Below are 25,767 nucleotides of genomic sequence, written 5' to 3'. Positions count from 1 at the left end.
GAGCCGGTCGCCGAAACGCCTGCGCCGGCAACGGAAGACGATCCGCGCAAAGCCGCCGTCGCCGCCGCCATCGCCCGCGCCAAAGCGAAAAAAGCGGCCGCGCAGTCAGAAAGCTCGCCGCCGCAGGCGGTATCTGATGAACCTGAACCTGAAGACCCACGCAAAGCGGCCATCGCTGCGGCGGTCGCCCGTGCTAAAGCGCGTAAAGCGCAGCAGCAGCCTTCGACCACTGAGGAATAAATGGCCTTTCGTATCGCAAGCTCTCCCTACACCCATAACCGCCGCAGCACCGGTAATATTATGCTGCTGGTGGTACTGGCAGCTCTGCCCGGCATGGCGGCGCAGTGGTATTTCTTTGGCAGCGGTTTTCTTATCCAGGTTGTGCTGGCTATTGCGACGGCGCTGCTGACCGAAGCGGCGATACTGCGGTTGCGCCACAGCGCCGTAAAGCCGGTGCTGGCAGATAACTCAGCCCTGCTGACGGCGCTGCTGCTCGGGATCAGCCTGCCGCCGCTTGCGCCCTGGTGGCTGATTGTCCTGGGCACCCTGTTTGCGATTCTGATTGCCAAACAGCTCTATGGCGGCCTGGGTCAGAATCCGTTCAACCCGGCAATGGTCGGCTACGTTGTGCTGCTGATCTCTTTCCCGGTGCAGATGACCAGCTGGCTGCCGCCCGATGCGCTGCAGGCGGTAAAACCGGATCTGATGGATTCACTCAGTATGGTGTTTCGCGGCCATACGCTGGCCGGCGAAACCATGCAGCAGCTGCAGCTCGGGGTAGATGGCATCAGCCAGGCGACGCCGCTCGATACGTTTAAAACCGGACTGCGCGCCGGCCACAGCGCCGAAGAGCTTCACGCTCAGCCAATCTACGCCGGGGTCCTGGCGGGACTCGGCTGGCAGTGGGTTAACCTGGGCTACCTGCTGGGCGGCATGCTGCTGCTGGCAAAAAATGCGATTCGCTGGCATATCCCGGCCAGCATGCTCGCCTCGCTGGCGGTGTGCGCCACGCTTGGCTGGATCTTCTCGCCTGAGACGCTCAATACACCGCTCACTCACCTCTTTTCGGGTGCGACTATGCTGGGCGCATTCTTTATCGCCACCGATCCGGTTACCGCCTCGACCACTAACCGGGGACGACTGATCTACGGTGCGCTGATCGGTCTGCTGGTCTGGCTAATCCGCAGCTTTGGCGGCTATCCGGATGGCGTGGCGTTCGCCGTGCTGCTGGCAAATATCTGCGTGCCGCTGATTGACTACTACACTCAGCCGCGCGTTTATGGTCACCGGAAGGATTAAGGTATGATCGACGCTATTCGCAAAAACGCGGTGACGCTGGGGATGTTTGCAGTGGTGACGACCGGCGTAACCGCCGTAGTGAACTATGTGACCAAACCCACCGTTGAGCATCAGACTGCGCTGCAGCAGAAAAATCTGCTGGATCAGGTAGTACCGACCGCGCTGTACGATAATGCTATCCAGCAGGAGTGCTATCTGGTGCGCAATGCGGCGCTGGGTAACGAGCAGCCGCATCACCTCTATATTGCCCGTAAAGGCGACAAGCCGGTGGCCGCAGCGCTGGAAAGCACCGCCCCCGATGGCTACTCCGGGGCCATTCAGCTCCTGGTAGGCGCTGACTTCAGCGGTACCGTGCTGGGCGTGCGCGTCATAGAACACCATGAAACGCCCGGGCTGGGTGATAAAATTGAGCTGCGCATCTCTGACTGGATCAACAGCTTTAATGGAAAACAGGTCAAAGGGGCCGATGACCCGCACTTTGCCGTGAAGAAAGATGGCGGCGATTTCGATCAGTTTACCGGTGCGACCATTACGCCGCGCGCGGTGGTTAACGCCACTAAACGCACGGCGCTCTATATTGAAACGCTGCCAGCGACGTTGCGTTCGCTGCCGGAATGTGGAGAAACACCATGAGTGAAGCGAAAAATCTGCTGATTGGCGGTTTATGGAAAAATAACTCCGCGCTGGTACAGCTGCTGGGGCTTTGTCCGCTGCTGGCGGTGACCTCCACCGCAACCAACGCGCTGGGGCTGGGGCTGGCAACCACGCTGGTGCTGACCATTACCAATAGCGCAATCTCCGCCTCACGCCGCTGGGTACCGGCAGATATCCGTATCCCGATTTATGTGATGATTATCGCCTCGGTTGTCAGCTGCGTTCAGATGCTGATCAACGCTTACGCCTACGGTCTTTATCAGTCACTGGGGATCTTTATTCCGCTGATCGTCACTAACTGTATTGTCGTGGGCCGCGCTGAAGCGGTAGCGTCAAAAAGCAGTATCCCGCTATCCGCGCTGGATGGGTTCGCTATCGGTATGGGAGCGACCTGCGCCATGGTCACGCTGGGATCCATTCGCGAGCTGATTGGCAGTGGTACGTTGTTCAGCGGTGCCGATCAGCTGCTCGGCCCGTGGGCAACGTCGCTGCGTATTGAAGTCGTGCACTTTGACTCACCGATGCTGCTGGCTATGCTGCCACCCGGCGCCTTTATCGGCCTCGGCATGCTGCTGGCGGGAAAATACCTTATCGATCAGAAAATGAAACAGCGCGCCGCGCTGCGTGCTGAAGCCGGCGCTGACGCTGCGCCGGGTGAAATCGGGAAAGCGGTGTGAATAAAGAGAAGCGCCTGCAGATCCTGACCCGTCTGCGCGATAACAATCCGCATCCGACCACTGAGCTGCAGTTCAGCTCGCCATTTGAACTGCTGATTGCGGTACTGCTTTCGGCTCAGGCGACCGACGTCAGCGTGAACAAAGCCACGGCCCGGCTCTATCCGGTCGCGAACACTCCGGCGGCCATGCTGGCGCTTGGCGTCGACGGCGTCAAAGAGTACATCAAGACGATCGGGCTGTTTAACAGCAAAGCGGAAAACGTGATTAAAACCTGTCGCATATTGCTGGAACAGCATGGCGGCGCGGTGCCGGAAGATCGTGCCGCACTTGAGGCGCTGCCGGGTGTCGGGCGTAAAACCGCTAACGTGGTGCTGAATACCGCCTTTGGCTGGCCCACCATCGCCGTCGACACGCATATCTTTCGCGTCAGCAACCGCACGCGCTTTGCGCCGGGTAAAAATGTGGAAGAGGTTGAAGAGAAACTGCTTAAAGTGGTGCCTGCCGCGTTTAAGGTCGACTGCCATCACTGGCTGATTCTGCACGGTCGTTATACCTGCATAGCGCGCAAGCCACGCTGCGGCGCCTGCCTGATAGAAGATCTGTGCGAATACCGTGATAAGACGGAGATCTGAGCGCGGTGCCGGGGTCAGCTGCACCGCGCTCTCCTGTCGGGTTTACGCTTCCGGATGGCTCAGCGTAGCCCGTACATGTGGCAAACACTGCGGATAGTGCTGCTGAATAAACTCAATCATCTTTTCCCGCACGTAGCAGCGTAAGTCAAACGCGGTAGGCGAGTTGTGTGCCGTCATCAGCAGCCTGATCGTCATGGTTTTTTCGGTTGTTTCCGTTACCTGCAGCACCTGCGTTTCCCGATCCCAGAGCCGGGTTTCATTGAGCACTTTCTCAAAATGCTCGCGCAGCGGTTCCAGCGGCATAGAGTAATCAAGATAAAGAAAGACGGAACCTAAAATCTGCGCGTTATTACGCGTCCAGTTCTGAAACGGGTTTTCTGTAAAATAGGTTATCGGCAATACCAGCCGGCGCAGATCCCAGAGACGCACCACAACATAGGTCAGATTAATTTCTTCAATCCAGCCCCACTCTTTTTCTACCACCACCGCATCATCAATTTTTATCGGCTGCGTAAATGCAATCTGAATACCGGCAAACAGATTGACCAGCGACTTCTGCAACGCAAAGCCGATAATAATACCGGCAACGCCTGCCCCGGCGAGAATCGTCGTGCCAAACTTACGCACACCCGGAAAGCTGAGCAAAATCAACGATAAGCAGAGCGTCACCAGCACAACAATCACAACTTTTTTTACATACATGATCTGCGTGCGGATTTTTCGCGCGCGCAGGTTATTTGAGATATTAATGTCATAACGGATAAAGAGCATGTCCTGCGCGACATTGATCATCCTGATCATCAGCGAGCAAAAGGATAATATAATAAAGATGTGCAGAGCGGCATTAATAAAGCCCAGCGACTCCGGCTGAATATTCACATAATCTACGCCGGCGCTGATGAATAACAGCGGTAAAATAAGAAACATCGAGCCGCGCAGATGTTTTTCGAGAGACTTAAACAGTTTTTTATCACGTCCCTGCCAGTAACGAATCAGGCTGAGAAGGATATATCGCGCCAGAAAACCCAGTGCGAGCGACAGTGTGACGAGTAATACAGCAGGCACCCATTGCGGAGCACCAGATAACTCACCCAGTATCAACGGCATCATCTTCCCTCATGGTTTACTGACAGCACTGCACCGCCAGTACGCTCAACATCTGGCCGGTTTCGCGCCGGCCCCCGGAATTGTACTGACATGAGTATATGAAATTTATGATAAACAGCGTCTGCCCATAGCTGTTTATTCGTCTGAAAGGGTGAGTTGATGTTTCAGTTAAGCCGTGAACAGCGTTCAGCGCCGGCTGGCCTCAGCGTTTTCGTTCGTTTCCTTCGCTAAAAAGAGGTTTGCTGCACTGACAGCGCGCTATTTCTTTTTTCATGCGGCTAATTAATTGGAAAATTTGTGCACTGGATCAACTAATTAGCTTTCCGGAAACCCCGGCACACTCTTTTAGCTCAATAATCAACCTATTGTGCTCATAATTCATGCTACAGCAGCATCATATATCGTACAAATATTCTTCAACAGGCTGTTGTTCCGCTTTATGCCTCTCAGGCGGTTTGTTTCAGTAAAGGGGTTAACCAAACTTATGCGCTGTGCGTTTATTCTGTTACAATCGCTTTACACCCTATTAAACACTAAACCGCCGCGTTTAGCCGCAGCGATTGCTCTGCCGGCATCCGCTACGCCAGCGTGTAAAAAATGCTTGCCCTGTGGCCCCGATTCAGCCAAATTAGGCGCCGTTTTTCCTTTCTAATAACAATGTTGCGCGGGATAACCCAGACCGACGCAGACTTAATTCCTGTTACAAAACAGGCGATGTATAAACTGAGGTACACGTGTCAACTGCAAACAAACACACTGACGAGGCAGTAAGCCTCAACGCCTTCCGGCAACCTAAAGCATTTTATCTGATCTTCTCTATCGAGCTGTGGGAGCGTTTCGGCTACTACGGCTTACAGGCCATTATGGCCGTCTATCTGGTCAAACAGCTGGGGATGTCTGAAGCGGACTCCATTACGCTGTTTACCTCCTTTAGCGCCCTGGTTTACGGTCTGGTGGCTATCGGCGGCTGGCTGGGCGACAAAGTACTCGGCACCAAGCGCGTCATTGTGCTGGGCGTCATGGTGCTGGCACTCGGCTATGCGCTGATCGCATTTTCCGGGCATGACACCACGCTGGTTTACGTCGGCATGGCGACCATTGCCGTGGGCAGCGGCCTGTTCAAAGCGAACCCCTCTTCGCTGCTTTCGACCTGCTACGCTAAAGACGATCCGCGCATCGACGGCGCGTTTACCATGTTCTATATGTCGATCAACATCGGCTCGCTGTTCTCCATGATGCTGACGCCGTGGCTGGCAGCAAAATATGGCTGGGGTGCCGCTTTCTCTCTCTCCGTCGTGGGGCTGGTGATCACGCTGCTTAACTTCCTGTTTTTTAGGCGGCTGGTGAAAGAGTATGGGTCAAAGCCCGATTTTGCTCCGCTGCAGGTGAGTAAACTGCTGCTGACCATCGTGGGCGTTGCGGTGCTGATCGCACTCGCCACCTGGCTGCTGCATCATCAAAGCATTGCACGCATAACGCTCGGCGTTGTTGCACTGGGCATTGTGCTGATCTTTGCCAAAGAAGCGTTCACGCTGCAGGGTGCAGCGCGCCGTAAAATGATTGTGGCGTTTCTGCTGATGGTGGAAGCGATTGTCTTCTTTGTGCTCTATATGCAGATGCCGACTTCGCTCAACTTCTTCGCGATCCGCAACGTTGAACACGCCATTTTCGGCATCGCGTTTGAGCCGGAGCAGTTCCAGGCGCTGAATCCGTTCTGGATCATGGTCGCCAGTCCGCTGCTGGCCGCAGTCTATAACAAGCTGGGCGATAAGCTGCCGATGCCGCACAAATTTGCCATTGGCATGGTGCTCTGCTCCGGCGCGTTTCTGGTTTTGCCGCTCGGCGCCAGCTTTGCGAATCAGGCAGGAATTGTCTCCGTTAACTGGCTGATCCTGAGCTATGCCCTGCAGAGTATCGGTGAGCTGATGATCTCCGGCCTGGGTCTGGCCATGGTCGCGCAGCTGGTGCCACAGCGTCTGATGGGCTTTATCATGGGCTCATGGTTCCTGACTACCGCAGGCGCAGCGATGATCGCCGGTAAAGTGGCCAATCTGATGGCGGTGCCGCAGGACGTAACCGATCCGCACACTTCACTGGCGGTCTACAGCCAGGTATTCCAGCAGATTGGTATTGCCACCGCTGTGATTGCCCTGCTGATGCTGGTTACCGCCCCGCTGCTCAACCGCATGACGCAGGATACCGCTGAGGGTGCGCTGAAGCGCGCCAGCGAGTAACGCTCTCCGGCTCCGCGCTGCGCACGCCTGTTACTGCGCACCGGAGCCGCTTTTCAGCGAATAAGCCCCTTCCCATCTCTCTTTTTCCCTTGTAGTTTACTCAGAGTCCGCTATCCGGCGTGCCATATTTGTCACGTCACTCATATCAGTTGTTGAGGAGATGCAACAATGAAACTCTATTGCAAGCCCGGCGCCTGTTCCCTCTCTCCCCATATCGTCGCCCGCGAATGCGGCCTCGACTTTACGCAGGTCAATGTTGATTTGCAGAAGAAGCTGACGGAACAGGGTGAGGATTACTGGCAGATTAACCCTAAAGGGCAGGTCCCGGCGCTGCAGTTTGATGACGGGACGATACTGACTGAAGGCGTGGCGATTGTGCAGTATCTGGCGGATCTCAAACCTGATTACCATCTGCTGGCCCCGATCGGCAGCCTGACGCGCTACCATACGCTGGAGTGGCTGAGCTTTATCAGCAGCGAGCTGCATAAAGGGTTTACGCCGCTGTTCCGTCCCGATACACCAGAGGCGTACAAACCGCAGCTGCGGGCTCAGCTGGAGAAGAAGTTTCAGCTGGTCAATGCGGCGCTGGAAGATAAGCAGTGGCTGCTGGGCACGCGCTATACCGTAGCCGATATCTATCTGTATGTGGTGACGCGCTGGGCGAAAGCGGTGAAGCTGCAGCTGGATGAGATGCCAGCGCTGGAAGCGTGGTTTGCCCGCGTGGGTGAGCGTCCGGCGGTTCAGGCGGCGCTGCAGGCAGAGGGTCTGGCGTAAACAGTGTGACAGGCCGACGCTGAAACCGGCCTGCCGTACGGTCAGAGTTTTTCTGCCGCGAAATGCTGCTGCGGCTGCGCGATAACATCCTGTGCCGCGACCAGCTGCAGCTCATACTCACCCATTTCATGGGTTTTCAGCATCACTTCATATACCGCTGCAGTAACATGCTCCAGCGCCTGCTGCAGCGATTTACCGTGCAGCAGATCCACCAGCAGCAGACCGCTGGTCAGATCGCCTACGCCTACCGGCTGACGCACGCCAAAGTCCACCAGCGGACGGCTGATATGCCAGCACTCATCAGCGGTAACCAGCAGCATCTCAAAGCGATCGCTGCGCCGGCCAGCACGGGCCAGATGTTTAACCAGCACCACTTTCGGTCCCTGCGCAATCAGCAGACGCGCCGCATCCACCGCCTGCTCAACGTCAGCCACCGTTTGTCCGCTCAGCATTTCCAGCTCAAGCAGGTTAGGTGCTATCAGATCGCTGGCGGGCAACGCCTGTTTGCAGTGAAACTCCGCCACACCCGGCGCCACAATACAGCCTTTCTCAGGATGCCCCATCACCGGATCGCAGAAAAACCAGGCGTCCGGGTTGGCGGCTTTGACTTCACGCACAATCGCCAGAATCTGCTCGCCCTGTTCGGCGGAACCCAGATAACCGCTGAGTACGGCATCACAGGTTTTAAGGCGATCGATGGCGGCAATACCTTTGACAATATCGGTCAGATGGCTGGCCGGCATCACCGTACCGGTCCAGTGACCATACTGCGTGTGATTGGAAAACTGAACGGTATTGAGTGGCCAAACGTTTGCGCCCATGCGACGCATCGGGAACTCTGCCGCGCTATTACCGGCGTGGCCAAACACCACATGAGACTGAATTGCGAGAATATTTTTCATTATAACCCTGTACTGCCTTGCCATGAAAAAGGGCCGGAAACCGGCCCTGACATCTTACTGCCAGTTTATCAGGCAGTAGTGTTTTTTACCGCGACGCAGCAGCGTAAAGCGGCCAAACAGCTTGTCGCTGTCGCTGAAACGATACTCGGCATCCGCCTGTTTTTCTCCGTTTACAGAGACCGCATTAGAGCCGATCATCGTACGGGCCTGGCCGCGCGACGGCACCAGCTCCGCGGCAACCAGCGCCTGCTGCAGATCGTCTTCCGCGCTGAGCGAGATAACCGGCATACCGTCCTGTGCCAGCTGCTCAAAGTCTGCTTCGGTCATGTCGCTCAGGCTGCCTGAGAACAGGCTCTCGGTGATCCTTCTGGCCGCAGCCAGTCCTGCATCACCGTGCACCAGGCGCGTGACCTGCTCGGCCAGCACGTACTGGGCGCGTGGCGCTTTGCCGCTGTTTTTGTCCTCTTCTTCGAGCGCGTTAATCTCATCCAGGCTCATAAAGGTAAAGAACTTCAGGAAGCGGTAGACATCTGCGTCAGCGGTGTTGATCCAGAACTGGTAGAACTTGTAAGGGCTGGTTTTCTTCGCGTCCAGCCAGACCGCGCCGCCTTCCGTTTTACCGAACTTGGTGCCATCTGATTTTGTGATAAGCGGCACGGTCAGGCCAAAGGCCTGCTGCTGATGCAGACGGCGGGTCAGGTCGATACCGGAGGTGATATTTCCCCACTGATCGGAGCCGCCAATCTGCAGCACCACGCCATAACGCTTGTAAAGCTCGGCAAAATCGTAGCCCTGCAGCAGGTTGTAAGAGAACTCCGTGTAAGAGATCCCCTGATCCTCGCGATTCAGACGCTGTTTAACCGCTTCCCGGTTAATCATCTGATTAACAGAGAAGTGCTTGCCGATATCGCGCAGGAAAGTCAGCACGTTCATGCCGCCAAACCAGTCGTAGTTGTTAGCGGCGATAGCGCTGTTATCGCCGCAGTCAAAGCTGAGGAACGGGGCAACCTGGTTGCGGATCTTCTCTACCCACTCGCCTACGGTTTCACTGGTGTTGAGTTTACGCTCCGCGGCTTTAAAGCTGGGATCGCCAATCAGACCGGTGGCTCCGCCTACCAGCGCAACCGGCTTGTGACCGGCATCCTGAAAACGCTTCAGGCAGAGCAGCGGCACCAGATGGCCCAAATGCAAGCTGTCGGCGGTAGGGTCAAAGCCGCAATAGAGGGCAATTGGCCCTTGCGCCAGTCGCTCTGCTAACGCTTCTTCATCCGTTACCTGGGCCACAAGGCCACGTTCCTGCAATTGTTGTATCAGGTTACTGCTGGTCATCACTGACTCCAAATTGATCGGGCTGCACCTAAGCTGGTACACAGCTTTCCGCTACGATGCGGAGACGAAAAAAAAGAGGGCTATAGCATAAAGCGCTGACGCACACGGCGCCAGCGCTGAAACGGGGAAAAGCGGGTTTTACGGTGCTAACCGGTCAATCGTCCAGCCATTCTCACTGCGCTGATAGAGAAAACGATCGTGCAGCCGGTGTTCGCCGCCCTGCCAGAACTCAATGGCAGAAAAGCGCACGCGATATCCGCCCCAGAACGTGGGCAGCGGGACGTCGCCCTGCTGAAATTTCTGCGTGAGTTCCAGAAACTTGCTCTCCAGTACGCTACGCGCAGAGATACGGCTCGACTGTTTTGAAACCCAGGCACCAATCTGGCTATCGCGGGGGCGGCTATGGAAATATTTTATAACCTCCAGCGGCGAGAGTTTCTCTGCCTCGCCAAGCACCATCACCTGACGCTCCAGAAAGTGCCACGGCAGATGCAGCGAGATGCGCGGATTTTCTGCCAGCTGCAGCGCCTTGCGGCTGCCAAGGTTAGTGTAAAAGACGAAGCCTGCAGCATCGTAGTGCTTAAGCAGCACAATGCGCTGATAAGGCTGGCCGCTGCTGTCCACCGTCGCCACCGTCATGGCGGTGGGATCGGGCAGCTGCGCGGCACACGCCTGCTGCAGCCACTGTTCAAACAGAACAAGAGGATCGTCCGGCAAATCTTTGCGCCGCAAGCCGCCGCGGGTATATTCCCGGCGCAGATGGGCAATCTGTTGCAGGCTGTCGCTGTCGCTCATAGCGTCTCTCTTAATCATATTAAGGCCGGTTGATGTTCGCCGCGTCCTGCAGTTCGCAGTCGTTGATGATAATTCTGTCATTGCGCTCAACAAAAGCGCTGTTGCCTTTCGACCAGAAAACGTAGTGGTCGTCACTGTAGCGCGCGCCCGATGCGGAGACGGTCTGTTTCAGCGTCAGCGGCTTGCCATCAAGAATAAAGCTGACATCTTCTTTACTGTTATCCAGCGTGACCGTCAGCGGCAGCGTACCGCACTGGTAGTGCAGCGTTTCGGGCTGCGGTGCCGGCTGCTGCAGCATACCGCAGCCGCTCAGCAGCACCAGGCAGCCTGCTGCCAGCATATATCTCTTCATGACTTCTCCTTATCGTGTCGACCGGCTATTTGCCGGATAGATAGCACCCAGCACGCTCATTTCACGCGCTCCGGTGACCGCAGGCAGATTGCCTGGCAGGCCAGAGAGGGTCCGGAACGCCAGCCAGGCAAAGGCCAGCGCTTCCATGTCATCTCCGCTGACGCCCGCAGCATCGGTGGTGGTCACCTCGGTGCCGGGAAGATGCGCCGCGAGTCGCGCCATCAGCAGCGGGTTGCGACCGCCGCCGCCGCATACCAGCAGACGATCGCAGCCGTTGCTGAGCTGGATCTGTTGTACAATTGTCAGCGCCGTCAGCTCGCTCAGCGTAGCCTGAACATCCTCCGGGGCCAGCGCCGGGAATGCCTGCAGCTGACGCTCTATCCAGCCGGGATTGAAGTATTCGCGGCCGGTACTTTTCGGCGGCGGCAGCGCAAACCAGGGATCGTTCAGCATCTGCTCCAGCAGCGCGGGCACCACCTGCCCGCTGGCGGCCCAGGCCCCGTTATGATCGTAGCTCACTCCCTGATGACGCCAGATCCAGGCGTCAATCAGCATGTTGCCGGGGCCGGTATCAAAGCCCCGTACCGGCTGCCCCGGGATCAGCAGCGACAGATTAGCGATGCCGCCGATGTTCAGCACCATACGGCGTTCACTGCTGTCCATAAGCAGCGCCTGATGAAACGCAGGCACCAGCGGCGCGCCCTGCCCGCCCAGCGCCATATCGCGCCGGCGAAAATCGCCTACCACGGTCACGCCGGTGGCGGCAACCAGCTGGTTATTATCGCCAATCTGCAGCGTATTAGGGGCGGCGCTGCCGGGCTCATGCCAGACGGTTTGTCCATGGCAGCCGATGGCCATGATGTCATCGGCTTCCAGCGCCTGCTGACGCATCAGGGTCAGTACCGCCTCGGCGAACAGCTTACCCAGCTCGGTATCCAGCTGCCCGAGCTGCGACAGCGTCAGCGGCTGCCCCTGGCATATAGCCAGTACCTTTTGCCGCAGTGCGGGGGGAAAAGGGTGACAGTAACTCGCCTGCTGCGCCACCATGTGACGGTCGATCGCCGCCAGCACCACATCCACGCCATCCAGACTGGTGCCTGACATTACTCCGATATAGCGTCCTGACTTTATCACGATAGCTCCTCGTTATCCGGCGGGTGCCGGCGCCGGCACTCTGCTGATGCCGCCTTTCTAATATGATGATAACTTTCTGCTTTTCACTCTGCCATGCGCAGTACAGCAGAGCGGAAATATTTTTACCGGCGGATTGAATTTTTGTTGATGAGGCATACTCTATGCTGCGACTCTGGTACTGATTGTGCGGCATGGCATCCATGCGTCGCTTTCTGTCTTATACTCTGTGCAGAGCAGGATGAGAACATGGCGTTTTTTATAAAGGAGCTTTCTGATGATTAAGCGTTTCATAGCCGTGGCCCTCGCTGGTGTAACGCTGGCAGGCTGTGTCAGCAATGACACCCTCTCAGGCGATGTTTACAGCGCCAGTGAAGCCAAGCAGGTCCAAAATGTATCATACGGTACGCTGGTGTCAGTGCGCCCGGTTAAGATTCAGGGTGGCGATGACAGCAATGTTATTGGCGCTATTGGCGGTGCGGTGCTGGGTGGTTTCCTGGGTAACACCATCGGCGGTGGTGCAGGTCGCAGCCTGGCGACGGCAGGCGGTGCGGTACTGGGCGGCGTTGCGGGCCAGGGCGTACAAGGAGCCATTAACAAATCTAACGGCGTTGAGCTGGAAATCCGCAAAGATGATGGTAATACCATCATGGTCGTGCAGAAGCAGGATGCGAGCCGCTACTCACCAGGCCAGCGCGTGGTACTGGCCTCTAACGGCAGCCAGGTCACGGTCTCTCCGCGCTAACTCTGTTGCGCAAAAAAACCGACGCCTGGCGTCGGTTTTTTATTTTTCGCGATGCTGTAAATCGAGAATATTTTTTTCAAGCCGCGCAATCAGCGTAACCATCTGATTGATCTCTTCGGCGCTGATGCCAGCCAGAATATCGTCGCGGGTTGCATCAATAACGTGCTCTACCTGCCCGATAATCGGTGCGGCTTCTTTGGTCAGCCTGATGCGTTTCGCCCGCCGATCGTTTGCGCAGGTAGAGCGGGTGATCAGCCCCTTCTCTTCCAGCTGATCCAGCGTGCGCACCAGCGAAGGCTGCTCAATACCGATCGCTTTAGCCAGCTGGATCTGCGACTGTTCTGGCGGAAGTTGATGAATATTATGCAAAGTCACCCAGTGCGTTTGTGTCAGCTCCAGCGGCTTCAGGCGCTGATCGATTAACGCGCGCCAGATGCGCACCAGGCGCGACAGGTCGGTTCCAAGTGGCGTATCCATTTCATCTCCTTATAATTAGCTTGCTAGCTATCAAGCCAGATTTTACACCATTTTGCGAGTTTACAGGACAAAATACAAATAGCAGGCCAGCCCTGTGGCGGCTGCGCCAGGGTATGTGGCTTAACTGCTTGTACAGTCCCTGACCACTCGCGAAGCGTGCGCTGGCTCAGCTACAGCAGGCACTGCCGGAGTAGTTACCGGCAATATTTTGCCCACTGATTCTGAAAATCGGTTTGCAGCTGCGCCAGCGTTTTACGATCTTCAAACCGGCTTTTATCCTGTTCGCTCTCCGGCCTGATCACCAGCGCTTTTTCATCATAAGAGTAGATAAAGCGGCGGGTCAGCGTGGTTCCGGTAAAGCTGCGCCCCTGAATTGAGCCGCAGACCACCGGGATAGTCTGCGTATAGATTGCCGTATTGAGGAAATTAGTTTCGCTGGCGCTGCGCAGCACGTTCTGGCAATGGTGCTTCTCCAGCTGCTGCACGCTATGCGGCGTCAGCCACTCCCGGCCGCGGGCGATATGCTCGCAGCTGGCGCGCAGCGGACTGGTATCTATATTGCGCTGCAGCTGACGGCTGGCGTCGAGACGCAGCTGCGTATCCCTGGGCCGATCGCACCCTGCAAGTAACAGTGCCAGCAGCACTATCCCTAAGCTTTTCATTCCTGCCCCTGAGTGGTTCCCTGACTGTATCGCTATGATAGAGCGGAATAATCGTACTGAGTAGCATTAAACGGTGTCAGAATTTTATTGCAGCGGGCAGCTCTTACTGCGCTACCCGCTGTCGATCAGATTACGCCGCAGGCAAGACGCGCCCCTCCGCCTCCCAGCGGTTCAGGATGATCGGCATGGTTATCACCGCCCACGTGAACCATCAGCGCCTTACCTTTAATATCACTGAGCGATTTCAGACGCGGTGCAACCACCGGATAGCTGGCTTTGCCGTCATCTGTGACATAGAGAGCCGGCAGATCGCCGAGGTGCCCGTCGGCATAAGGGCCGAGGTGCTTGCCGCTGTTCTGCGGATCAAGATGGCCACCCGCAGCGCCGGCGGCCACGGTTTTCCCCTGCGACTCGCCAGGCTCACAGCTGCCTTTAGCATGCACATGGAAACCGTGGATGCCCAGTTTCATGCCGGTTAACGCCGGGGTAAATTGCAGACCGTAGTCCGTTTCCGTAATGGTCACTTTACCCACGGCCTCGCCGACGCCCTGGGCGGAAACCTGATGCAGCATGACCTCCTGAGAAGCAGCACTGGCACCGGCCGAACAGGCCAGCGTCATAAGAGCAATAAGCGTTCTTTTCATAACGTCTCCTTACGGTTGATAGACCCGATAAGTCTGGACGCTTTTTGCCCGCGCTGCTGCAGGTTGACGAAGCTTTACGCTTCAGGGCACATCGTAGCCGAGCGCGGCTTTACGGATCCGGAACCACTGCTGGCGATTAAGCGTCAGCGCAGCCGCCTCTGCCGCCTGACCGATGCGGCTGGTTTTACCGGAGCCGATGATCGGCAGTGGCCGGCATGGCAGCATCATGATCCAGGCATAGACCACCTGCTCAATCGTGGCCGCACCGATCTCCTGCTGAACCTGGCTCAGCTCGTCGCGCAGCGGCTGGTAGTGTGGATCGCTGAACAGACGGCCGCCGCCGAGGCAGGACCACGCCATAGGACGCATCCGCGCCTGCTGACACTGATCGAGCGTGCCATCCAGCAGCGCGGTCTGCTCCAGCGGCGAGATCTCCAGCTGGTTAGTCACCAGCGTAAACGGCAGACGCGACTGCAGCAGCGAAAACTGCGCCGGGGTAAAATTCGAGACGCCAAAATGACGCACTTTACCGCTCTGATGCAGCTGCATAAACGCTTCGGCCACTTCATCGGCATCCATCAGCGGATCGGGACGATGGATCAGCAGCAGGTCGAGGTAGTCAGTCGCAAAATGCGTGAGCGAGTTTTCCGCACTGCGAAGAATATGGCTGGCATCGGTGATGTAGTGTCCGATTTGATGCTCAGGTTTGGCCCGCGTTGCGATGCCGCACTTAGTGACAATCTGCAGCTGTTCGCGCAGCTGTGGCGCCAGGCGCAGCGCAGCCCCAAACGCCGCCTCACACTGATAATCGCCATAGATGTCCGCATGATCGACCGTGGTCAGCCCGAGGGAGAGATGATACTCAATAAATGAGACCAGCTGCTGTGGTGTCATCCCCCACTCCATTAGCCGCCAGTAGCCGACTACCAGAGGAGAGAACGCCGGCCCCTGAGGGGAGATAGCCTGAGGTTGTAACATAACAAAACTCCCTGCATTGAATGTTAAAAAAGGGAGTATAACGAAATGAGGGCAGAAGCGGCGTTTAAAACAGCGAGGGCTGCTGCGGATCCTGATCCGCATCCGGTTTTTGCTGACGCTGCAGGCGCAGATAGCGCTGCCGGCACAGCCTTAGCACTTCACGCTTCTGCGCATCGCTGAAGCGCATCCAGTTAAAACGCTCTTCACGACTTCGCAGGCAGCCGCGACAATAGCCGCGCGCATCGGTCTGACAGATGCCGCGACAGGGGCTGGGTACCGGGAAAAACTCGAGTTGTTCAGCCACACCTGCCTCTGATTCGCTACTGGATAACATAGTGATAACAGTTTCCGCGTGAACTGCAAGCGGCGGGCAAAAAGAAAGCGTGCCTGCCCGGCTCTCTGAACTAATCTATAAGTGTTATTTAACTTTAACAATAATGCCATCTGCAGGGCGTTTAAGGTTATCCTCAGATTTCTTCTCTATTGTGCGTCCATTCTGACTTGATAATGAACCTCAATGAAATCTGCCATTAAGTTACAGTGTCACGAAAACCGGTTTAATCTGCTGGCTGCCCTGCTGTTCGCGCTGATTCTGAACGCGCTTTTTCTGCATCAGGCGTGGAAAATCATTACGTATACCCGACTGCACGACTACCTTTTTGCTGCCAGCATGCCGGTCGTGCTGACGGCCGCATTCTATCTCCTGTTTTGCCTGTTTGCCTGGCCGTGGGTACGTAAGCCACTGTTGATTGTACTGGTGCTGATGAGTGCAGCAGCCAGCTACTTTATGTCCAGCTTTGGGACGGTGATCGACACCAATATGGTGGCCAACGTCTTTGAGTCCAGCGTGCAGGAGGCGGATGCGCTGGTAAGCCCGCGCTGGCTGGTCTGGATGCTGCTGATGGGGCTGCTGCCGGTGCTGCTGATCGCCTTCGTGCGCGTCAGGCGCAGTCAGCGCTGGTGGTGGAGCATCCTGCAGCGGCTGGCGGGAGCGCTGGGGGCGCTGCTGGTGATCCTGCTGATGGCAGCCCTGTTCTACAAAGATTATGCGTCACTGATCCGTAACAACAAAGGGCTGGTAAAAATGATCTCGCCAGCCAATGTGATCAGCGGCGCCGGCCACTATGTTGATAAGCGCTATCTGCAGGGCAGCCAGGCGCTGATTAAAATCGGGCAGGATGCCCGCAAAGGCCCGCTGATCGCGCAGGCGGCTAAAAAAACGCTGGTGGTGCTGATTGTCGGAGAAACGGCACGCGCGGAGAACTTTTCGCTGGGCGGCTATGCGCGCCAGACCAATCCGGAACTGCAGAAGCAGCAGGTGATTTACTATCCGCATGCGACCTCCTGCGGCACCGAGACGGCGGTTTCTGTACCCTGCATGTTCTCGGTGATGCCGCGCGAGCATTACGATGCTGACCTGGCACATCACCAGGAGGGCGTACTGGATGTGCTGGCGCACGCCGGAGTCAGCGTATTGTGGCGTGAGAATGATGGCGGCTGTAAAGGCGCCTGCGACCGCGTGCCGCACACTGACATGACGCAGTGGTCGTTACCGCAATACTGCCATAGCGGATTCTGCCTCGATGACGTGCTGCTGCATCGCTTCGATAACTACGTTGACAGTTTACATAACGACAGCGTGATCGTGCTGCATCAGATGGGAAGCCACGGCCCGGCCTACTATCTGCGCTATCCGGCTGCGTTCCGCCGTTTTACACCCACCTGCGACAGTAATCAGATTCAGGATTGCGATCCGCAGGCGCTGGTCAACACCTATGACAATACCCTGCTTTATACCGACAGCATGCTGAGTCAGACCATCGACAAGCTGAAAGCGCTGAGCGACCGCTTTAACGTGGCGCTGGTCTATCTTTCGGATCACGGCGAGTCGCTGGGCGAACACGGTATGTACCTGCACGGTGCGCCCTGGATGCTTGCCCCGTCACAGCAGACGCACATTCCGCTGCTGATGTGGTTTTCACCCGGCTATGCCAGCGCGTTTCATCTGGATGAAACCTGTCTGCGGCAGCAGGCAGCAACGCTGCCGGTCTCCCAGGATAACCTGTTTCATACGCTGCTGGGCCTGTTCGATATCCGGACACAGGTTTATCAGCCGCAGCTGGATATGATCAAATCGTGCCAGCAGAAAAGCTGACGCTTGCATTAGACCGACTGGTCTACTAGGCTTCTGCTCATGAATAAAAGTGTGCAACGTAATGAAACCCGTGAACACCTGCTCGCTACCGGCGAGCAGGTTTGTCTGCAGCGCGGCTTTACCGGAATGGGACTCAACGAAGTGCTCACGCTGGCGGCCGTGCCTAAAGGGTCCTTCTATTACTATTTCCGCTCTAAAGAGGCGTTTGGCGTTGCGCTGCTCGAGCGCTATTTCGTCAATTATCTGCAGCAGATCAATCAGCAGCTGACGCTGCCCTCCCTGCCCGCGCGTCAGCGGCTGCTGGCGCATTTTCGTTCAGGCCAGCAGCTGTTTGCTGAGCAGGGGCTTATTATGGGCTGCCTGGGGGTCAAGCTGTCGGCTGAGGTATGCGATCTCTCAGAGCCGATGCGCGATGCGCTGCAGCGCGGCGCCAGCGCCATTATTGCCGCTTACGCACACTGCCTGACCGAGGCAGCGGCTGAACAGCCGCTGCTATTTAATCAGACTCCGATGCAGCTTGCGCAGCGTTGCTACCTGCTCTGGCTGGGCGCCAGCCTGCAGAGCAAAATTTCCCGCGAACCCGATCCAATTAATCTGGCACTCAGCACTATCGAACAGTGGCTTAACGGCCCGCATTTTTAAAACAGATGTTTATAGACGACCGGTCTAATAGAGGAATTATTATGGCGAGCAAACAGCTATTTTCCCCGCTGAAAGTGGGTGCAGTTACCGTTCCTAACCGCGTATTTATGGCACCGCTGACGCGGCTGCGCAGCATTGAGCCGGGTGATGTTCCCACGCCGATGATGGCTGAGTACTACCAGCAGCGTGCCGGAGCGGGCCTGATTATTACTGAAGCGACGCAGGTCTCTTTTCAGGCTAAAGGCTATGCGGGCGCACCGGGCCTGCATACGCAGCAGCAGATTGATGCATGGAAGATGATCAACGAAGGTATTCACGCTGCTCAGGGCCACGTTGCGGTTCAGCTGTGGCATACCGGCCGCATTTCGCATTACAGCGTGCAGCCCGAGGGCAATGCACCGGTTGCGCCGTCTGCCCTGCCAGCCGGTACCCGTACCTCGCTGCGCGCCGCTGACGGCAGCGTGTATCGCGAAGAGACCTCCGTGCCGCGCGAACTGACCGTCGATGAAATTAAACAGATTGTCCAGGATTTCGGCCAGGCTGCAGCCAATGCCCGCGAAGCTGGCTTTGACCTGCTTGAGCTGCACTCAGCGCACGGCTATCTGATGCACCAGTTCCTGTCGCCTGACTCAAACAAGCGGGACGACGAGTATGGCGGCTCGATTGAAAAGCGCGGCCGCTTTGCGCTGGAAGTGGTGGATGCAGCAATCGCCAACTGGTCTGCCGATCGCGTCGGGATCCGCGTTTCACCTGTCGGGGCGTTCCAGAACCTGGAAAATGGCCCGGATGAAGAGGAAGCTGCGCTCTGGTATATCAGTGAACTGGGCAAACGCGGCCTGGCCTATCTGCACCTTTCTGAGCCAGACTGGGCGGGTGGCAAACCTTACACTGATGCGTTCCGCGAAAAAGTCCGCGCGGCTTTCCCGGGTGTGATCATCGGTGCCGGCGCCTACAGCGTGGAAAAAGCGGATGATTTGATCGCGCGCGGCCTGATTGATGCCGTGGCGTTTGGCCGCGACTTTATTGCCAACCCGGACCTGGTTGCCCGCCTGCAGCAGGATGCTCCGCTTAACCCGCAGCGCCCGGAGAGTTTCTACGGCGGCGGTGCGGAAGGTTACATCGACTACCCGACGCTGTAACCGGCAGCTGCCGCATAACGATGCGGCAGCTCCGTCACCCGCTATACTTGTACTGTTTCTGCGTCAAAATCTGACCATGTTAAAAAAGAGGATGTTATGCGTTTACTTCACACCATGTTACGCGTTGGCGATCTGCAACGCTCAATTGACTTCTATACCCGCGTACTGGGTATGCGCGTGCTGCGTCAGAGTGAAAATGCAGAATATAAATATACTCTGGCATTTGTGGGCTACACCGAAGAGAGCGAAGGTGCGGTCATTGAGCTGACCTATAACTGGGGTACGGAAAAATATGATCTCGGTAACGCCTATGGTCACATCGCGCTGGGCGTAGACGATGTCGCCGCCACCTGCGAGCGCATCCGCAGCGCGGGCGGCAACGTCACCCGTGAGGCGGGCCCGGTTAAAGGTGGCAGCACGATTATTGCGTTTGTTGAAGATCCCGATGGCTATAAAATTGAGCTGATTGAAAACAAGCATGCCGGTAATGGCCTTGGTAACTGATGCCTGACGCCAGCCCGCAAATTTGCGGGCTGGTTTTTCTCATCTGCTGCACCCTCCCGCCTTTTTTGCCATAATGCGCGCTGCCCTTTTCACTGCTATGAGATCCTGATGTCTGAATCGAACGCCCAGAACGCCCTTAACCAACGCTTTCGCGGCTTTTATCCGGTAGTTATCGATGTTGAAACCGCCGGTTTTAATGCGCAGACTGATGCGCTGCTGGAGATTGCCGCCACGACCCTGAAAATGGATGAGGATGGCTGGCTGCAGCGTGACGAAACCCTGCATTTCCACATTGAACCCTTTGCAGGTGCCCTTCTTCATCCTGAAGCGCTGGCGTTTACCGGTATCGATCCTGCAAACCCGCTGCGCGGTGCAGTGAGCGAATATGAAGCGCTGCACGCCATCTTTAAACAGGTGCGCAAAGGGCTTAAAGAGAGCGGCTGCAACCGGGCGATTATCGTGGCGCATAATGCCAACTTTGATCACAGCTTTGTCACGGCGGCGGCTGAGCGCGCCAGCCTGAAGCGCAACCCCTTCCATCCGTTTGCCACCTTTGATACGGCAGCGCTGAGCGGGCTGGTACTGGGACAGACGGTGCTGGCGAAAGCGTGCAAGGCGGCAGGTATCGATTTTGACAGCACGCAGGCGCATTCGGCGCTGTATGATACAGAGCAGACGGCAATGCTGTTTTGCGAACTGGTAAACCGCTGGAAGCGTTTAGGTGGCTGGCCGCTGGCGCTGAATGACGCTGAAGCAGAGAGCGAAGCCGCAGGCGAAAGCGCGGCAGAGTAAGAGAATAAAAAAGGCCGGCGCTGCGCCGGCCTTTTGATTTATTCCGCTTCTTTGTGTTTCTCAGCGGTTTCTTTGATCAGTGGCTGAAGTTCACCGCGCTGGAACATCTCAACGATGATATCGCAGCCGCCGACCAGCTCACCATCCACCCACAGCTGCGGGAAGGTTGGCCAGTTAGCGTATTTTGGCAGTTCAGCACGGATATCAGGATTCTGCAGGATATCGACATACGCGAAGCGTTCGCCACAGGCAGAGAGCGCCTGAACAGCCTGAGCTGAGAAGCCGCAGCTTGGCAGTTTTGGCGATCCTTTCATATACAGCAGGATCGGGTTTTCTGCGATCTGGCGCTGAATTTTTTCAACAGTACTCATTTTTGCCTTCCTTAATTCTTCACTTCGTGTTTGTTTATTGTAGCGACTTCATCCCGCGACTGAAATCGGGAATTTGCCTCGCTGCGGCATGAATCGCCATGTTTGCTAAGTTTGCCAACACGGGCGTATGACGAAGTGTGTATTAATACACGATTAGCAATAAATATGCTGCGTTAACCGCCTGAAACCGCTCATTTTTGCTGCACAGCCCTTGTGTTGATGGATTTAATAAAAAAGACCTTACCTTTTGTAAAAAAAGTGGATTAGAATCAATCCGGCGCTGATCGCTGATCAGAATTTTCTAATATTGCCGCGGTCTGCTTCTGCAGCCTGCCGAACCTGTAACCGGACTATGCGTTTACTGATTACGCTTTTCATACTGGCTTTTGCTCAGCTGTTTTTTAACGTGGCCGCTGCTTCACCGCACAAGCCGGTTAACGCCAGCCTGCAGAAAGCGGAGAAAAAGAGTGCGCGCGACGATGAGCGTCGCAAACGACGTCCGGTTAAAACCTCGGCTAAAAAAACACGCGTCACGCCCGTACAGAAAGTCAAATCGAAAAAAAACCTGCACGCAGAACCGCCTGTGACTTCCCGTACCGCCCGTAAAAAAGCGCCCGCCCTCTCTGCCAGCAAAAAATATGGTCATCAGCGTACCAGCCGGAAAACAGCGGCAGCGGAAGAGAGTAGCGATGCGCTGACCGGTATCAGGCTCAGCAAATCTCACCGCCTGCGCTATCAGAAGGCGCGTGAAACCGCCATGACTAAACTTATGGGCCAGCTGGGCAAACCTTATCAGTGGGGTGGCACCTCTCCGCTTACCGGATTCGACTGCAGTGGCCTGGTCTGGTACGCCTATAAAGATCTGGTCCGTTTCAAACTGCCGCGCACGGCCAATGAAATGTATCATCTGCGCGATGCCGCTCCTATCAAGCGCGAAATGCTGGAGAAAGGCGATCTGGTGTTTTTCCGCATCAATAATCGCGGCACAGCCGATCATGTAGGCGTTTATCTGGGTAACGGCAAATTTATTCAGTCGCCGCGTACCGGCAAAGATATCCAGATCAGCGCGCTGGGTGAAGATTACTGGCAGAAGCATTATGTTGGCGCACGCCGCATGATGACGCCTAAAACCATTCGTTAGCAGTTGCGCAACATGCCGCGCGCGTCCCGGTCTGGCTACACGCCAGTTGCCGGACTATAAATATTTTCACCTGACCGCAGGTAAAAATCTCGTTTTATGCCCCTTGCCTTGCTAGAATCGCCGCCTTTCGTTGCGCAACACCTTTTGCGCACGCTGCTGTCATTATCTGTTGCGGTTAATTACTCGCCCTGAATCAGCCATTTTTACGCTGGAATGAGGCAGAAAACCCTGCGCAGACGCAAACGTTTAACACTATACTTATCATAAAGTTGCGATAGGTTTAAGAGGTCCATTTTCATGGCAACAATTAAAGATGTGGCAAAACGCGCTGGCGTATCAACGACCACGGTTTCGCACGTCATCAATAAAACGCGCTTTGTCGCTGAAGAGACGCGTAATGCCGTGTGGGAGGCGATTAAAGCGCTGCACTATTCTCCCAGCGCCGTGGCGCGCAGCCTGAAGGTTAATCACACTAAAACACTGGGGTTGCTGGCAACGTCCAGTGAAGCCCCCTACTTTGCTGAAATCATCGAAGCAATTGAAAATCACTGCTTCGCTCAGGGCTACACGCTGATTCTGGGCAACGCGCACAATGACCTGCAAAAGCAGCGCGCCTATCTGTCGATGATGGCGCAAAAGCGGGTAGATGGCCTGCTGGTGATGTGCTCTGAGTATCCGGACGATCTGCTTCAGATGCTGGAAGAGAATCGCAATATTCCGATGGTGGTCATGGACTGGGGCGCTTCCCGCGGTGATTTTACCGATACCGTGCAGGATAACGCCTTTCAGGGCGGCTACCTGGCCGGTCGTTACCTGATCGAGCGCGGTCATCGCGATATTGGCGCTATCCCGGGCCAGCTGGAGCGCAATACCGGCGGCGGACGGCACGCCGGCTTCCTGCAGGCGATGCAGGAAGCCGGGATCGCGGTGCGTGCGGAGTGGATCGTGCAGGGCGATTTTGAACCTGAGTCGGGTTATCAGGCGATGCAGCAGATCCTGAGCCAGAAGCAGCGTCCTACCGCTGTGTTCTGCGGCGGCGACATCATGGCAATGGGCGCGATCTGCGCCGCCGATGAGATGGGCCTGCGCGTTCCGCAGGATATTTCGGTGATCGGCTATGACAATGTGCGCAACGCCCGCTACTTTACGCCGGCGCTGACGACGGTGCATCAGCCCAAAGCTCAGCTGGGTGAAAAAGCGCTGGAGATGCTGCTGGACCGCATTACCAGTAAACGCGAAGAGCCGCAAACGATTGAAGTTCAGCCCAGCCTGATTGAGCGTCGCTCTGTCGGGGATGGTCCGTTTCGCGACTATCGCCGCTAAGCGCGGCGCTCGCTGAGCCACTCATGATTTAGCGTCTCAGCATCTCCCAGGTATTCCAGCAGCCAGGCCAGCGCCGGCGACGCCCGCTGCCCGGCCCAGCTGACGCAGCAGGGACTCTCCGGAAAAGGCTGCGGCAATATCAGCTCCACCAGCGCGCCGCTATCCAGTAGCGGCCGCGCCAGGTGTCCCGGGATCATCCCTACGCACAGGCCAGCCTGCAGGCAGTCGATTCCGGTTTCCCACTCTGGCACCACCAGCCGGCGCTGATTATCCAGCGTCCACGTCATACGGCGCGGTAGCGCGCGCGACGTATCTTCCAGCACCAGCGACGGCCAGGCGCGCAGCGCCTCTTCGTCAGGATGCGCGCTCTGCGCCAGTGGATGATCCGGACTGACCACGCAGCGCCAGTTAAGGGCGCCCATATCCTGAAAAGCAAAGCGTCCGCCGACCGGGATCGCCTGCGTGGCGCCAATGGCTACGTCAACCCGGCCATCAGCCAGCGCATCCCACACGCCGTTAAACACTTCATAGCTGATGATCAGCTCCATATCGGGAAAGTGGCGATAGAAATCTTTCACCAGCTGGCGCGTGCGCTGCGGCTTGACGATACAATCAACGGCAATAGTGAGCTGGCCGCGCCAGCCGTTGGCCAGCTGCTGACACTGCCGTCGCGTCGCCAGCATTTTTTTGATAACAGAGCGGCCTTCACGCACAAAATGCTCGCCGGCTGGTGTCAGAACCACTTCCCGATGCTGGCGTTCAAACAGCTCCACGGCAAGCCAGCTCTCCAGCTGCCTGATGGTATAGCTGATAGCAGAAGGCACGCGGTGCAGCTCCTGCGCTGCCGCGCTGAAACTGCCGGTGCGGGCGACGGCGTCCGCCACCTCAAGCGCATATTCAGACCACATATTTTTGCCTTCAAAAAATTTAACAGCACTCTGCAAATATTAGCGTTTCACAAAGCTGACTGCACCCTTTTACACTCCTCCGCGTTTCCCTGCCGAATGAGAAAATAGTGATGTCATCTAAAGGATTTCTGCCCTATCTGGCGCTGCTGAGCATGCTCGGCTTTCTCGCCACGGATATGTATCTGCCCGCATTCAGCGATATGCAGCGTGATTTTGCCACCGCTCCGGGTGTTATCAGCGCCAGCCTGAGCCTGTTTCTGGCGGGCTTTGCCTGTGCGCAGGTGGGCTGGGGACTCCTCTCTGACCGAATTGGCCGCAAACCGGTTTTACTGGCGGGCCTCTCAATATTTGCTCTGAGCTGTCTGGCCATGCTGTGGGCCGACAACGTCTGGCTGATGCTGGCACTGCGCTTTATTCAGGCTGTGGGCGTCTGTGCCGCCGCCGTGAGCTGGCAGGCGCTGGTTATCGATCGCTATCCTAAAGCGCAGGCCAATAAAGTGTTTGCCACTATCATGCCGCTGGTGGCTCTCTCTCCTGCTCTGGCTCCGCTGCTGGGTGCCTGGCTGATGAGTCATTTTCACTGGCGCACTATTTTCCTGGTGCTGACGCTGATTACGCTGGTGCTGCTGGCAGGTACCCTCAGACTTCGCTCGCCGCGTATCTCTCAGGCGGCGCGCGGCGATCAGCCTGGCTGGCTGACGCTGCTCGCTACCCGCGCCTACAGTGGCAATGTGCTGATTTACTCCGCCTGCTCTGCCAGCTTCTTTGCCTGGCTGACGGGCTCCCCCTTTATTCTGGCGGCCGCAGGCTTAACCCCGGCCGATATCGGGCTCAGCTATGTGCCGCAGACGATGGCTTTCCTGATTGGCGGTTTTGGCTGTCGTGCGCTGCTTAATCGCTTTCAGGGCGCGCAGCTGCTGCCGTGGCTGCTGCTGATTTACAGCCTGAGCATTCTGAGCCTCTTTGCCGTTGCGCTGCTTCCCGCGCCGTCGCTCTTTGCCCTGCTGCTGCCTTTCTGCGGTATGGCGCTGGCAAACGGCGCTATCTACCCGATTGTGGTTGCCAGCGCGCTGGCGCCGTTCCCGCACGCCAGCGGTAAAGCAGCCGGTTTACAGAATCTGCTGCAGCTTGGCTTATGCTTCCTTGCCAGCCTGATTGTCTCGGCTGGTTTGCAGCAGGCGCTTTATCACACTACGCTGGTAATGGTAAGTACGGTGGTGCTCGCCTGGATGGGCTTCGCCTGGCAGCGCGCAACAGCAAAATCAGCCGATATCGCCCATCCCTGCGAAGACAACGCATAAGCCGGTCTGGTGCTATTTTGCCAGAGAGCGATCTGCCCGCCGTCCGCGCGGCAGGTCGCTGTCTCTTCTGATATTCATAACAAGAACAGCGCTCCCGGT

28 protein-coding genes and 1 pseudogene are annotated in these 25,767 nt (G+C 56.7%); 16 read left to right on the top strand and 13 right to left on the bottom strand.

Annotation, left to right across the window (positions count from 1 at the left end; genetic code table 11):
* From F3I15_RS08605 to nth, 5 genes and pseudogenes are all read left to right on the top strand, one after another.
* Positions 1–240: pseudogene (locus tag F3I15_RS08605) on the top strand (electron transport complex subunit RsxC); the annotation flags it as partial.
* A complete protein-coding gene (gene rsxD / locus F3I15_RS08600) occupies positions 241–1,299 on the top strand; it encodes an electron transport complex subunit RsxD (RefSeq protein ID WP_150017461.1) in 1,059 nt (352 codons plus the stop codon).
* A 3-nt stretch (positions 1,300–1,302) separates the two neighbouring features.
* Positions 1,303–1,932 carry an electron transport complex subunit RsxG gene (gene rsxG, locus F3I15_RS08595; RefSeq protein ID WP_065649444.1) on the top strand — a complete coding sequence of 210 codons (630 nt, stop codon included), beginning with the start codon at positions 1,303–1,305 and terminating at the stop codon, positions 1,930–1,932.
* On the top strand, positions 1,929–2,630 hold the full coding sequence (locus F3I15_RS08590; RefSeq protein WP_150017459.1) for an electron transport complex subunit E: 702 nt from the start codon (positions 1,929–1,931) through the stop codon (positions 2,628–2,630). The genes rsxG and F3I15_RS08590 overlap by 4 nt, the downstream gene beginning before the upstream one ends.
* The gene (gene nth, locus F3I15_RS08585; protein WP_039384179.1) at positions 2,627–3,262 is read left to right on the top strand and encodes an endonuclease III; all 636 of its coding nucleotides are present in this window, start codon (positions 2,627–2,629) and stop codon (positions 3,260–3,262) included. The genes F3I15_RS08590 and nth overlap by 4 nt, the downstream gene beginning before the upstream one ends.
* Before the next feature lie 42 nt (positions 3,263–3,304).
* Here nth and F3I15_RS08580 read toward each other — a convergent pair whose 3' ends face one another.
* Positions 3,305–4,369 carry a mechanosensitive ion channel family protein gene (locus F3I15_RS08580; RefSeq protein ID WP_190314978.1) on the bottom strand — a complete coding sequence of 355 codons (1,065 nt, stop codon included), beginning with the start codon at positions 4,367–4,369 and terminating at the stop codon, positions 3,305–3,307.
* A gap of 734 nt (positions 4,370–5,103) precedes the next feature.
* Between F3I15_RS08580 and dtpA the strand changes: the two genes are divergently transcribed.
* Positions 5,104–6,603 carry a dipeptide/tripeptide permease DtpA gene (gene dtpA / locus F3I15_RS08575; RefSeq protein ID WP_150017455.1) on the top strand — a complete coding sequence of 500 codons (1,500 nt, stop codon included), beginning with the start codon at positions 5,104–5,106 and terminating at the stop codon, positions 6,601–6,603.
* Positions 6,604–6,771: 168 nt separating this feature from the next.
* Positions 6,772–7,377, top strand: coding sequence for a glutathione transferase GstA (gene gstA, locus F3I15_RS08570; protein ID WP_150017453.1), 606 nt, complete (start codon positions 6,772–6,774; stop codon positions 7,375–7,377).
* Positions 7,378–7,418: 41 nt separating this feature from the next.
* Here gstA and pdxY read toward each other — a convergent pair whose 3' ends face one another.
* The 5 genes from pdxY to anmK form a co-directional block, all read right to left on the bottom strand.
* Positions 7,419–8,279, bottom strand: a complete 861-nt coding sequence (pdxY, locus tag F3I15_RS08565; protein WP_150017451.1) for a pyridoxal kinase PdxY — start codon at positions 8,277–8,279, stop codon at positions 7,419–7,421.
* Positions 8,280–8,333: 54 nt separating this feature from the next.
* Positions 8,334–9,608: a tyrosine--tRNA ligase gene (gene tyrS, locus F3I15_RS08560; RefSeq protein ID WP_150017450.1), complete on the bottom strand. Its 1,275-nt coding sequence runs from the start codon at positions 9,606–9,608 to the stop codon at positions 8,334–8,336.
* Between the two features lie 138 nt (positions 9,609–9,746).
* Entirely contained in the window at positions 9,747–10,403 is a 657-nt protein-coding gene (gene pdxH / locus F3I15_RS08555) for a pyridoxamine 5'-phosphate oxidase (RefSeq protein WP_039384163.1), read from the bottom strand.
* Positions 10,404–10,422: 19 nt separating this feature from the next.
* The gene (locus tag F3I15_RS08550; RefSeq protein WP_370513341.1) at positions 10,423–10,743 is read right to left on the bottom strand and encodes an MliC family protein; all 321 of its coding nucleotides are present in this window, start codon (positions 10,741–10,743) and stop codon (positions 10,423–10,425) included.
* Between the two features lie 21 nt (positions 10,744–10,764).
* Positions 10,765–11,886 carry an anhydro-N-acetylmuramic acid kinase gene (gene anmK, locus F3I15_RS08545; RefSeq protein WP_150017479.1) on the bottom strand — a complete coding sequence of 374 codons (1,122 nt, stop codon included), beginning with the start codon at positions 11,884–11,886 and terminating at the stop codon, positions 10,765–10,767.
* A 277-nt stretch (positions 11,887–12,163) separates the two neighbouring features.
* Here anmK and slyB point away from each other — a divergent pair, with 277 nt between their 5' ends.
* Positions 12,164–12,631, top strand: a complete 468-nt coding sequence (slyB, locus tag F3I15_RS08540) for an outer membrane lipoprotein SlyB (protein ID WP_150017448.1) — start codon at positions 12,164–12,166, stop codon at positions 12,629–12,631.
* Between the two features lie 39 nt (positions 12,632–12,670).
* On the opposite strand, the gene slyA is transcribed toward slyB, so the two are convergent.
* The 5 genes from slyA to F3I15_RS08515 all read right to left on the bottom strand — a co-directional run bounded on the left by slyA (position 12,671) and on the right by F3I15_RS08515 (position 15,726).
* Positions 12,671–13,108, bottom strand: a complete 438-nt coding sequence (gene slyA, locus F3I15_RS08535) for a transcriptional regulator SlyA (RefSeq protein WP_150017447.1) — start codon at positions 13,106–13,108, stop codon at positions 12,671–12,673.
* Between the two features lie 194 nt (positions 13,109–13,302).
* Entirely contained in the window at positions 13,303–13,770 is a 468-nt protein-coding gene (locus tag F3I15_RS08530; protein WP_039384148.1) for a hypothetical protein, read from the bottom strand.
* A gap of 125 nt (positions 13,771–13,895) precedes the next feature.
* Positions 13,896–14,414 carry a superoxide dismutase family protein gene (gene sodC, locus F3I15_RS08525; RefSeq protein WP_150017446.1) on the bottom strand — a complete coding sequence of 173 codons (519 nt, stop codon included), beginning with the start codon at positions 14,412–14,414 and terminating at the stop codon, positions 13,896–13,898.
* 81 nt (positions 14,415–14,495) lie between these two features.
* Entirely contained in the window at positions 14,496–15,392 is an 897-nt protein-coding gene (locus F3I15_RS08520; RefSeq protein WP_150017445.1) for an aldo/keto reductase family oxidoreductase, read from the bottom strand.
* 64 nt (positions 15,393–15,456) lie between these two features.
* Complete coding sequence (locus tag F3I15_RS08515; protein WP_190314965.1) at positions 15,457–15,726, bottom strand: DUF1289 domain-containing protein; 270 nt, start codon at positions 15,724–15,726, stop codon at positions 15,457–15,459.
* Positions 15,727–15,909: 183 nt separating this feature from the next.
* Between F3I15_RS08515 and eptA the strand changes: the two genes are divergently transcribed.
* From eptA to rnt, 5 genes are all read left to right on the top strand, one after another.
* Positions 15,910–17,547 (top strand): phosphoethanolamine transferase EptA, encoded by a 1,638-nt coding sequence (gene eptA, locus F3I15_RS08510; RefSeq protein WP_150017444.1) that lies wholly within the window; start codon positions 15,910–15,912, stop codon positions 17,545–17,547.
* A gap of 39 nt (positions 17,548–17,586) precedes the next feature.
* Positions 17,587–18,189 (top strand): TetR/AcrR family transcriptional regulator, encoded by a 603-nt coding sequence (locus F3I15_RS08505; RefSeq protein WP_150017443.1) that lies wholly within the window; start codon positions 17,587–17,589, stop codon positions 18,187–18,189.
* A 41-nt stretch (positions 18,190–18,230) separates the two neighbouring features.
* On the top strand, positions 18,231–19,328 hold the full coding sequence (locus F3I15_RS08500) for an alkene reductase (RefSeq protein ID WP_113655489.1): 1,098 nt from the start codon (positions 18,231–18,233) through the stop codon (positions 19,326–19,328).
* Positions 19,329–19,424: 96 nt separating this feature from the next.
* On the top strand, positions 19,425–19,832 hold the full coding sequence (gene gloA / locus F3I15_RS08495) for a lactoylglutathione lyase (protein ID WP_039384137.1): 408 nt from the start codon (positions 19,425–19,427) through the stop codon (positions 19,830–19,832).
* Positions 19,833–19,940: 108 nt separating this feature from the next.
* Positions 19,941–20,624, top strand: coding sequence for a ribonuclease T (gene rnt, locus F3I15_RS08490; protein WP_150017442.1), 684 nt, complete (start codon positions 19,941–19,943; stop codon positions 20,622–20,624).
* Positions 20,625–20,662: 38 nt separating this feature from the next.
* Here the strand turns inward: rnt and F3I15_RS08485 are convergent, their stop codons facing one another.
* Positions 20,663–20,995, bottom strand: coding sequence for a Grx4 family monothiol glutaredoxin (locus F3I15_RS08485; protein WP_021506217.1), 333 nt, complete (start codon positions 20,993–20,995; stop codon positions 20,663–20,665).
* A gap of 352 nt (positions 20,996–21,347) precedes the next feature.
* Between F3I15_RS08485 and F3I15_RS08480 the strand changes: the two genes are divergently transcribed.
* Both F3I15_RS08480 and purR read left to right on the top strand, forming a co-directional pair.
* Positions 21,348–22,136: a C40 family peptidase gene (locus F3I15_RS08480; RefSeq protein WP_150017441.1), complete on the top strand. Its 789-nt coding sequence runs from the start codon at positions 21,348–21,350 to the stop codon at positions 22,134–22,136.
* A 297-nt stretch (positions 22,137–22,433) separates the two neighbouring features.
* Complete coding sequence (purR, locus tag F3I15_RS08475; RefSeq protein ID WP_039384130.1) at positions 22,434–23,459, top strand: HTH-type transcriptional repressor PurR; 1,026 nt, start codon at positions 22,434–22,436, stop codon at positions 23,457–23,459.
* On the opposite strand, the gene punR is transcribed toward purR, so the two are convergent.
* On the bottom strand, positions 23,456–24,367 hold the full coding sequence (gene punR / locus F3I15_RS08470) for a DNA-binding transcriptional activator PunR (RefSeq protein WP_150017440.1): 912 nt from the start codon (positions 24,365–24,367) through the stop codon (positions 23,456–23,458). The genes purR and punR overlap by 4 nt on opposite strands.
* 107 nt (positions 24,368–24,474) lie before the next feature.
* Here punR and punC point away from each other — a divergent pair, with 107 nt between their 5' ends.
* On the top strand, positions 24,475–25,668 hold the full coding sequence (punC, locus tag F3I15_RS08465; protein ID WP_150017439.1) for a purine nucleoside transporter PunC: 1,194 nt from the start codon (positions 24,475–24,477) through the stop codon (positions 25,666–25,668).
* Positions 25,669–25,767 lie beyond the last annotated feature (99 nt).

Origin of the sequence: Pantoea sp. M_9 (genome assembly GCF_008631385.1) — a bacterium.
GTDB lineage: Bacteria > Pseudomonadota > Gammaproteobacteria > Enterobacterales > Enterobacteriaceae > Pantoea > Pantoea eucrina.
The sequence above is the reverse complement of the archived record's forward strand: the minus strand, read 5'-3'. Positions and strand labels throughout refer to the sequence as shown.